At 67.2% G+C, this 1,161-nt stretch carries 2 protein-coding genes; both read right to left on the minus strand.

The features are described from left to right. Positions 1 to 710: electron transfer flavoprotein subunit alpha/FixB family protein (locus tag WG923_RS30285; RefSeq protein WP_340354766.1), on the minus strand; the 710-nt coding region annotated here is incomplete at its 3' end. 157 nt (positions 711 to 867) lie between these two features. Further along, positions 868 to 1,161 (minus strand): electron transfer flavoprotein subunit beta/FixA family protein (locus WG923_RS30290; RefSeq protein WP_445323001.1); only part of this gene is annotated, 294 nt, incomplete at its 5' end.

The following is a 1,161-nucleotide window of genomic DNA, read 5'->3' on the forward strand; positions in this document are numbered from 1 at the left end:
GCGTAGCCCGCGTCCACCGCGGCGCGCGAGGCACCGATGGCCGCACCGAGCTTGTCGGCCAGCGGCTCCAGCACCGCGTGGAACTTCTCGTTCGAGCCCATCGCGCGGCCACCCGAGACGATGATCTTGGCGGCGGTGAGTTCCGGCCGGTCGTTGGCAGCGATCTCCTGCCCCAGGTGCTTCGATTTGCCGGCGTCGGCGGCGGCGCTCGCGGTTTCGACCGCAGCGCTGCCACCGGTGGCGGCGGCCGGATCGAAGGCGGTGGTGCGCACCGTGATCACCTTGACCTTGTCGCTGCTTTGCACCGTGGCCATCGCGTTGCCGGCGTAGATCGGCCGCTCGAAGGTGTCGGGGCTGTCCACGCGGGTGATGTCGCTGATCTGCGCCACATCCAGCCTGGCCGCCACGCGCGGGGCGACATTCTTGCCGCTGGCGGTGGCGGGGAACAGCAGGTGGCTGTAGTTGCCGGCGATGGCCAGCACCTGCGCGGCCATGTTCTCGGCCAGTCCGTGCTCGAACTGTGCGCCGTCGGCGTGGATCACCTTGGCCACGCCGGCGATCTGCGATGCGGCCTTGGCCGCTTCACTGGCGTTGGCGCCGGCCACCAGCACGTGCACCTCGCCGCCGCAGGCAGCGGCAGCCGTCACGGTGTTGAGGGTGGCGGGCTTGATGTGGGTGTGGTCGTGTTCTGCGATGACGAGGGAGGTCATGTGGGGCTCCGTGGATTCAGAAGGCGGACTCCCGGACGCAGAGGACGCGAAGGGTACGCAGAGGACGCAAAAGGACTTCCAGTGAAAGTTTCCTTTTCATGTCTTCTTTCGCGTCCTCTGCGTACCCTTTGCGTCCTCTGCGTCCGGCTGTTGGTATTCAGATCACCTTGGCTTCGTTCTTCAGCTTCGCAACGAGCGTCGCCACGTCGGGCACCTTCACGCCGGCGCCGCGCTTGGGCGGCTCGGAGACCTTCAGGGTCTTCAGGCGCGGCTTGACGTCCACGCCAAGATCGGCAGGCTTGAGCGTGTCCATCTGCTTCTTCTTGGCCTTCATGATGTTGGGCAGCGTCACGTAGCGCGGCTCGTTCAGGCGCAGGTCCGCGGTGATCACCGCCGGCAGCGCCACCTCGATGGTCTCCAGGCCGCCGTCGACTTCGCGCGTCACCTTCGC

This window comes from Ramlibacter sp. AN1133, from assembly GCF_037890035.1.
In the GTDB taxonomy this organism is placed as follows: Bacteria; Pseudomonadota; Gammaproteobacteria; order Burkholderiales; family Burkholderiaceae_C; genus Ramlibacter.